The sequence below is a fragment of the Candidatus Neomarinimicrobiota bacterium genome (assembly GCA_036476315.1).
In the GTDB taxonomy this organism is placed as follows: Bacteria; Fidelibacterota; Marinisomatia; order Marinisomatales; family S15-B10; genus JAZGBI01.
The window spans coordinates 36,769-45,000 of sequence record JAZGBI010000015.1; the positions used below are offsets into that span (position 1 = coordinate 36,769).

The 8,232-nt window shown below is 50.4% G+C and carries 9 protein-coding genes (1 of these 9 only partly in view); all 9 read left to right on the top strand.

Annotation, left to right across the window (positions count from 1 at the left end; all coding sequences use genetic code 11):
* The first annotated feature begins 35 nt into the window (after positions 1 to 35).
* Positions 36 to 2,999, top strand: a complete 2,964-nt coding sequence (locus V3U24_01890) for a M1 family metallopeptidase (GenBank protein MEE9166207.1) — start codon at positions 36 to 38, stop codon at positions 2,997 to 2,999.
* Positions 3,000 to 3,160: 161 nt separating this feature from the next.
* Positions 3,161 to 3,589 carry a hypothetical protein gene (locus V3U24_01895; GenBank protein MEE9166208.1) on the top strand — a complete coding sequence of 143 codons (429 nt, stop codon included), beginning with the start codon at positions 3,161 to 3,163 and terminating at the stop codon, positions 3,587 to 3,589.
* A 4-nt stretch (positions 3,590 to 3,593) separates the two neighbouring features.
* The gene (locus V3U24_01900; protein MEE9166209.1) at positions 3,594 to 4,019 is read left to right on the top strand and encodes a vitamin K epoxide reductase family protein; all 426 of its coding nucleotides are present in this window, start codon (positions 3,594 to 3,596) and stop codon (positions 4,017 to 4,019) included.
* A complete protein-coding gene (locus V3U24_01905) occupies positions 4,019 to 4,261 on the top strand; it encodes a hypothetical protein (GenBank protein MEE9166210.1) in 243 nt (80 codons plus the stop codon). Before V3U24_01900 ends, V3U24_01905 begins: the two co-directional genes overlap by 1 nt.
* Positions 4,262 to 4,459: 198 nt before the next feature.
* A complete protein-coding gene (locus V3U24_01910; GenBank protein MEE9166211.1) occupies positions 4,460 to 4,663 on the top strand; it encodes a hypothetical protein in 204 nt (67 codons plus the stop codon).
* Positions 4,664 to 4,702: 39 nt separating this feature from the next.
* On the top strand, positions 4,703 to 5,377 hold the full coding sequence (locus tag V3U24_01915) for a hypothetical protein (GenBank protein ID MEE9166212.1): 675 nt from the start codon (positions 4,703 to 4,705) through the stop codon (positions 5,375 to 5,377).
* A 49-nt stretch (positions 5,378 to 5,426) separates the two neighbouring features.
* Complete coding sequence (gene tig / locus V3U24_01920) at positions 5,427 to 6,743, top strand: trigger factor (protein ID MEE9166213.1); 1,317 nt, start codon at positions 5,427 to 5,429, stop codon at positions 6,741 to 6,743.
* A gap of 12 nt (positions 6,744 to 6,755) precedes the next feature.
* Positions 6,756 to 7,349, top strand: a complete 594-nt coding sequence (gene clpP, locus V3U24_01925; GenBank protein MEE9166214.1) for an ATP-dependent Clp endopeptidase proteolytic subunit ClpP — start codon at positions 6,756 to 6,758, stop codon at positions 7,347 to 7,349.
* Between the two features lie 241 nt (positions 7,350 to 7,590).
* Positions 7,591 to 8,232, top strand: partial view of a T9SS type A sorting domain-containing protein gene (locus V3U24_01930; protein ID MEE9166215.1) — the 5' portion only. The gene runs 246 nt beyond the window's last position; 642 of the gene's 888 nt are visible here — the first part of the coding sequence; its start codon is at positions 7,591 to 7,593; its stop codon lies off the right edge, out of view.

The window sequence follows — 8,232 nt, forward strand, 5'->3', positions numbered from 1 at the left end:
GGTTTCATTTGACATCCATTCGCGAAGACGCCCTCATGAGAAATTCACCATATTCTTCTATCCGATCCTTCCGCTTTTTGGCGCTGCTGCTTCCCGCTTGTGTCATGGGAAGTGAATACTGGCAGCAGCATGTAGCCTACGAAATCCACGTAACGTTGGACGACTCCGCACACACGCTTACTTGTCGCGAAACGTTGATCTATACGAATCATTCTCCTGATTCACTGGAATACATCTGGTTTCATTTATGGCCCAACGCTTACAAGAACAGAGAGACTGCATTCGCGAAACAAAAACTGGACCATTATTCGACGCGATTCTTCTATACAGATGAGGACGACAGGGGGTACATCGACAGTCTCAATTTCACTGTGGATGGTCACCCACTGAGCTGGGAATACCATCCACGGTGGATTGATGTGGCGCAGGTCTTCTTGAAAGATCCACTGCCTCCCGGGGCAAGCGTTACAGTCGAGACCCCATTTTTCTTGAAGATCCCTCTGGTATTCTCACGATTAGGGCACTCCGGAAAGCACTACGAGATTACCCAGTGGTATCCCAAGCCGGCCGTTTACGACAGGGACGGTTGGCACCCAATGCCTTATCTTGACCAGGGTGAGTTTTACAGCGAGTTCGGATCGTTCGATGTATACATCACTCTCCCGAAAGAATACCGGATCATGGCAACCGGTGATCTTGTGGACGGTGATGAAGAGTACGCCTGGCTCGATTCCCTGGCGGCTGAGGGAGAATCCCTTCACAGCCTGGACAAAAAGGCATTCAAGAAGAAGGTAAAGAAGTTGAGAAAAGGCCGGAAGAAATCGAAGAAGCTTGAGGAAAAGGGGGAGAGAAGATCGGCAGATGAAGATTCAAAAATTCTCCATTTTCATCAGGAAAACGTTCACGATTTCGCCTGGTTTGCCGATGCAGACTGGATTGTCCGAAAGGGTGAGTTATGGTTTGCGGATTCTTCAAGGAAAGTAACTCTCTGGAGCATGTACCTTCCGAAAAACGCAAAGCTCTGGGAAAATTCAATTGAATATGTTCACGACGCCGGTTACTGGTACAGCAAATTCTATGGAGATTATCCATACAACCACATTACCGCTGTAGACGGTGACCTTTCAGCAGGAGGCGGGATGGAGTATCCGAACATCACGGTTATCTCCAGCGGAGGCTCCAAAGATCTCCTGGAATTCGTTATCATGCATGAAGTGGGACATAACTGGTTCTACGGCATCCTCGGATCCAACGAGCGTGATCATGCATGGATGGATGAGGGGTTAAATGAGTATTCGAACATTCGCTATTGGGAAAAAAAGTATCCGCATCGAAATGGTGCACTTACCATTGTGGACTTTCTTCAGAATAAGTTGGGTATCGCACGAAACCTCGATTTCAGCTGGATACACTATTTTGGATACCAGGCTCGTGCTGCATCCGGAGATGATCAACCCATCGAAATGACGTCGGCTGATTTCGACAGAGGTAATTACGGATCGATCGTCTATTTCAAAACAGCTGTTTGCATGCGATTCCTCCACCATTACCTTGGTGAAGAACGGATTGATCAAATCATGCAGGACTACTACGAAACCTGGAAATTCAAACACCCGACGCCCGCAGAATTCAGAAGCTTCTTTGAGAAACATCTTGATGAAGACCTGTCCTGGTTTTTCGCTGACATGATCAACCATACGAAAGTGATCGATTACAGCGTGAGTAAGGTGGAAGACGACGGCGTGGAGGTGGAAAACCTTGGTAGTATGTCCCCACCAGTGGAGTTGGCCTTCTACAATGAAAGTGGCACCGAAATCAAACGGGAATGGATGGGAGGATTTGAAGGGGCCAGGACCGTTTTCCCCCCAAGGGGAACAGTCAAGGTAGCCATTGATCCTGACAATCATATGCCCGATCTGAACCGGCAGAACAACTTCTCCCACAAGCCGCCACATTTCAACTTCGTCTTTGATCAGCCCACATTCGATCACGTAGATATCAATCTGGTTCCATGGCTGGCCTGGAATGCATATAACAGGACAACCACGGGCGTTGTTGCCTACGCTGGCTTCATCCCGGGCTACCGGTTCGGGATCAGTCTTTCGCCCCAATGGGATTTCAGGCACAGCAGACCCGTCGGCCACTTGACGGCACAGAAGACTTTTTACCAGTCCCTGGGTTTCCGATCGTGGAGTGTGCGAGCCAGACTTGGTGATTATAGTGGCCGGCAGGGTGGACAGGTTTCTTTTGCGGGGACGGTTCGACGGGCCATCAAATCCACTCCGTCACTCTCTTTTAACACGACCTTTTTTTATCACCACATCGAGGACAAAGCGGTAAATCCCAATTTCTATGAGTCTGGAGATTACACGGTTGGCAGGGTCCAGGTTCGCTACCGTCACAGGCCCAACGCATTCGTCCGTTACGAAGGGGGCAGTGGTGTTACTCTCGGAACCGGAAGCGGTTCATTTGGTCTGGTTCACGTGACGGGACATTTCAGATGGAGATATCACAAGAAGCTGGTTTTCAAAGCTCGCGGCTGGTTAGGAACATTTTTTCTCGCTGACGACGTTCCCCCACAGTATCGGATCTGGATGAGCGGAGGAGTAGACCCCGATTTCGCTAACAGTTTCGTTTTCGATCGAACGCCTGGGGAAACAACAACTTTTCTACGAATCTACGATCACCACTATATATTGGCTGGACCCGGTCTTCGCGGCGCGGTTCGTAAGGCTTCCACTGCCACCGCCTGGGGGTTAAACATGGATCAGAGCCTGTCGCTGGGGCCAGTGAGTGCGTTCGGGGATGTTGCTGGTGCCACAGATCTGAATAAGGTCTTTTGGGATGCGGGTCTCAAGGTATCCATCGGTGTCTTGCATCTATATATTCCGCTATACCAGAGCTGGGAAGAGGCGTCACTGATTACTGGCTACGATTGGCTCAAGGCAAGGATAAGATTTGAACTTTCCCCACCTTCAATTGTTCTGGGAGGTTCTTAAGGCTTCTTTTTCAGGATGTCCTGTTTTTGAGTATTCAATCGACCCCGGTAGCTAACTCTAAAACAGAATTCCTTTTTCATCCCGGCAGGGGTAAATTACGGGGTCTTTTCTCGCCAGGAAATTGTTCAATTGAAAATCAGAGAAAAAAGCGGACCACCCTTGTGAGGTGGAACAGAGAAACCTTCCTCAAAGAGCTGAGGGGTAATGCCACCCGAGAGGTGGCACAAATTGGAGAGACCTTATGTGAGTTCACCGAAAGCCAGGCGGATACAGCCTCGTGGGGAAGGGGAAAGGAGCACGGAACGCTCACGTTCAAGGTAAGATCTGATTTCGGAATGATATCGCTCTTTCAAATCAGCACCAGGGGATTAATCAAGTTCCCCATTAATTCCATAAAGCAGAAGGGTATTCCCAGGCCGGTTCTCCAGGATTATCGTTTGAAACTGGAGTCGAATTTCCTGAAGGATTATGATGAAGAAAATCATCCTTCCGATTCGTTCGAGGACATGAGTGGACTGTTCAATACGTCTGCACAGGTATCAAAGTTTACACAGTGTATTGAAGGGATTGCCTATCGTTTGAGACAATAACCAGATGAGCCTATCCGTAGTTTTTCTGGCCCTTCTGGCATTGGCTGGGGGGGCATTTTCATTTTATTTTCTTCAGGTCTATCGCGGAAAACTGGCTCCCAATACCTGGTGGATTCCCACGATTTGCAGGATCGATTCAAACTCCTGCCGGAATATCACGGATACGCCATATGGGAGCCTGATGGGAAAGCCGAATGCGTTCTGGGGATGCATCTATTATCCCACCCTTTTTGGCGCTGTTGTGAGCATGGAGATTCTTGATGCGGCTTCGTGGGTCACCCTATACCTGTCCGTTGCATCCCTCGCGATGACGGGATATCTTGTCTGGGGGTTAATCAGGCTTCGGGTGATTTGCCGGCTTTGTGTCGCTGTTCATGTCGTCAACGTTCTAGTCTTCCTTATTCAAATTGTGGGAAGGAATTTCACATAATGTCGCTGGCACTTTCAATTCAGGCCTGTGGGGCTGACCTCGCGAGGTCAGCCATCATATTGGTCGGCTTTTCCCGGCTTCTGGCAGCAGATAGCACCATTCGGGGCGTGGTTCGAGATGAGGCGACCCATCAGCCTCTCAAGGGAGCCAACGTGCCGGAGATTCGACATCACGGTTTTGTGGCATTACAATTTTGGTTGAATGAGTCTGGTGGCTTATGTGGACATCCAAAATGTTTTTGACTGGGATAACGTGTAGGACATCCAGAGAAATCCAGATGGGACGACGTCACGGATCAGTCAGTTTAAGGTATTCCCCGTCGGCGGATTCACGCTGTAGTTTTAGCCCTTGCTGATGAATCTCATCTCAAGATCCTTTGGAAGATCCTGTGGATCTCAAGATCCTGCGGATAATCAAGGTTAGACGGTTTCACAGGCGGAATGACGGCTTACGTTCTCTGGATTTTGATTTTCCTTACGCTAATCCTCGTGGCGGGAGTGTTTGCCCGGATCCTGAAACATCCTTCCGAGGAGGCCGGGGAAAATGAAGCGGATCTGTCCGAGTGGATCTGCCCAACCTGCGGATTCCACGTGCAGATGGGCACAGAGTGCATCTATTGTGGAGAAAAGAAACCGGATGAGTAGCGTCAGGTCTCCTGGCTTCAATCTTCAAAGGCGGTAAGGATGGGTGGTAGCTGGATTTACGAACCTATGACATCCGTTACTGATTTTTTTCTCGGGCTCGTGACTTTCTACTGCGCCGTCAGGATATCAGAAGTGTACTGGCAGAAATACTATCCATTCCATTTTCACTTAAGCTGGACCCTTTACATGATATCAGGGGCGGCTTTTCTTAGTGGTATCCTTCATGGTTTCGGTCCTCATTTTCCGGAGTATCTGAAGAACTTCCTCTGGGGGGCAGTTCTTCAGTTGGTGAATCTATCTGGAGTTTTCTTCTTGCTTGGATCGCTTTCTGCCGTGCTCTCAGGTAATACGTATGGTCTCTCACGCTGGATTCCTGTTCTGGCATTTCTTGTCTATTCGGGCAAACTGCTGGCCACGGGAGAGGTCACCTGGGCTGTCAGATTCTGTGGACCTGTGATTGTGTTCGCCCTGGTGATGATGGTTTATCTCTATCTGAGGACGGATGACAGGGGAATCGGCGTCATAACGGGGGGTCTCGTTCTGGCTCTAGTGAGCGGTCTATTCTGGGTGTCCAGCTGGTCCCCGGACACCGGTTTCTCTCACAATGACATCTACCACGTGGTTCAAACAGTTGCCCTCTGGGTCACTTACCGGGGTGCGTTGGCGACTGGTGGCTTCGAAAGCGCCTCGCGTCGCGGCGCCTTTTCCCGTTGATGCGCGCCGCGGCAGGTCGTAAATTTTTCGAATCTTATCCTCTGAGCCCATGGATTTCGTAATCAGAGAAATGAACTCGTACAAAAGGGAAATGTCCGTGACCGTCCCTTGGAATGGCCTCGAGGAGGCGTTCGAGCAGGCAGCGGCCAGGTTCGGCCGGGGAGTGCGCCTGCCGGGATTCCGAAAAGGAAAGCTGCCGCGCCGGATTCTTTTTCGGAATTTTGGACGGGAGATTGAAGCAGATTTTATTCAAGAGGCGGTGCAGAAATACTATCTGGAAGTCCTGAAGGAGAAGAACATTTCTCCTGTGAGTCAGGCGAAAATCGATGACGTCCACTTTGAGAGGGGAGAATCCCTTAGTTTTAAAGCCACATTTGAGATGGAGCCTGATGTGCAGTTGCCCAATTACAAAAAGAAATTCAAAATCAAGAAGAACGTCTACGTCCCCGATGTTGAGGATGTTGACATCTATATAGAGGAAGCCCGCCGCCAGTTCGCGGAATTGCGCACCGTTGAAACGGGCTCGGAAGAGGCTCATCTTCTTCTGGTAGACATGCAGGAACTGGAAAGAACCGGACTGCCCATCATCGGTCGAAAGGTGGAGAATCGATACATACAGGTGGGGGACGGTGTTTTCGGTGGCGAGAACCTTGACCGTCTTACAGGTCTTAAGGCGGGCGATGAAGTCGTCATTGAAGTCAAAGGAGAGGCCGAAAATACCAGGAGTAAATACAGACTGACGATTAAGAATGTACACGAAGAGATAGTGCCGGAGCTGAACGACGAGTTCATCAAGAAGCTCGACGAATCGGCAGCGAACGAGGCGGAGTTTCGACAGAATGTCATGAATAAGATCACGGCGAGACTGCAGCGGGATTCCGCAAGTGAGCTAAGACAGTCGATAAGAGATTATTTTGTCCGGAACATGAGTCTCGAAGTTCCTGAGTCAATGGTTGAGAATTATGTCGAGAATGCTCTGGACGATGCCAGGAAGAACGATGGCGAAGCTTTTTCCGAAGGATCCTCAAGAGACGAAGTGGCATTCAGGAAGGAGATGAAACCCCCGGCCGTCAGAAATCTGAAATGGTACCTCATACGCAAGGCCATTGTTGAGGCAGAGGGATTTACTGTTGACGATGAGGAGGTGGAGGCGAGAATCCAGCAGATTCTGGAGAATGCGGACGAGGGAAAGGGACAAATCCGGAGATTCTACCGAAAGCCCAGCAACAGGGAGCACCTGAGAGAGGATCTTCTCGACAAGAAGCTATTCCATCATTTGACATCCTTCATAAAGGCAGATGAGGTCAAGGTCTTCACCAGGGATCTCAGAAGACAGCGAGGTGGTCCACCCAAGATCGTTGAATAGGAAAGGAAAAACATGAGCAGCAAATCCCAAGTTATCCCTATCGTGGTTGAACAGACAGGCCGGATGGAGCGAGCGTATGATATCTACTCACGTCTCCTGAAGGAGAGGATTGTCTTTCTCGGCATGCCCATCGACGACAATGTGGCCAGCGTCGTGATTGCCCAGTTGCTGTTTCTCGAAGCGGAGAATCCCGACAAGGACATATCGCTTTACATTAATGCTCCCGGAGGGTCCGTGACCGCAGGTCTCGGTATACTTGATACCATGAATTACATTAAGCCTGACGTGGCCACAATCTGCATGGGCCAGGCCTCGAGCATGGGTGCTGTTCTTCTGGCTGCCGGTTGTCGAGGTAAGCGTTCCGCACTCCCCAATGCACGTGTTATGATTCATCAGCCCTGGGCTGGTATGCAGGGGACGGCAAGCGATATCGAAATCCAGGCAAAAGAACTCATTGAAGTGAAGGATCGTCTGCTCAAGATTCTTGCCGAACAGACCGGACAAACCCTGAAAAAGCTCAAGAGGGACACCGATCGCGACCTTTTCATGTCACCCACGGAGGCACAGGAATACGGTCTGATTGATAGAGTCCTGGAGAGACGTTAGACCGGTCGTCTCCACATTCCTTTTCCTCCATCACCTTCCGCCATTCTACCGGGTCATCCGGGACTCGAAGGAACGTCCAGGGCGGTCCCGTTTTCAGCGGCACATACTTCCCGGGGGCCTGATCCGGTGGGCTTGTACGTGTACGAACAGAGGTTCTTCTGAGACGGAATAGAAGCTCCGGGTCCTGGAAAAAGGTTTCTCAGCAGCAGGAACGGTCGTAGATTTTTCGAGAGGGGCATCCATGTCAAACGTTGGTTTCCATCTGGTGAATGTTTTTCTTATGACAGTGCTCGCGGGCGCACCAGCTTTCGATTGTCCGCCGGATAGTGCTTATTTTCCGGACCTGGACACGACGAGTGCATCGTTCGGTAATACCGTAGCCACAGGGCTCTGTGCCTGCCTCGATTTTGGATCCACCCTTGCGGGAACGGACTCAACGGTCACCCTTACTATTCTTCTTACTGACAATGAACCCCTTCGCGCTTTTCAATTTGAAATCGCCGACAATACGGGCGACGCTCTGAAGGCAAGATCCGCCAAAGCGGGCAACAAGATCGAAGGGTGGACCGTTCCCATCGTCGAAACGTATCACGGCACCAGTCTCATTCTGGGGTTCAGCCTTTCGGGTGAGAAGACTCAGCCCGGTGTGGGTGATACCCTCGTTCAGATTACGTTCAGCATAGTGAAGCCGCTTGCGGAGATGCTCTCGTTCTATTTCGATAGTTTTGGTGGAGTTCGTCTGTCCGATGTTGATGCACAAAACGTGGCATGTAGTTTCCCGGATTCAGCGAATCCCGTATCTTATCCCGCCGGTTGGCCCGTGGCTCTCGAGGGAGGTTCCGGGGCACCCGACTCTTTCAGGCTGAGAGATAGTTTTCCCAAT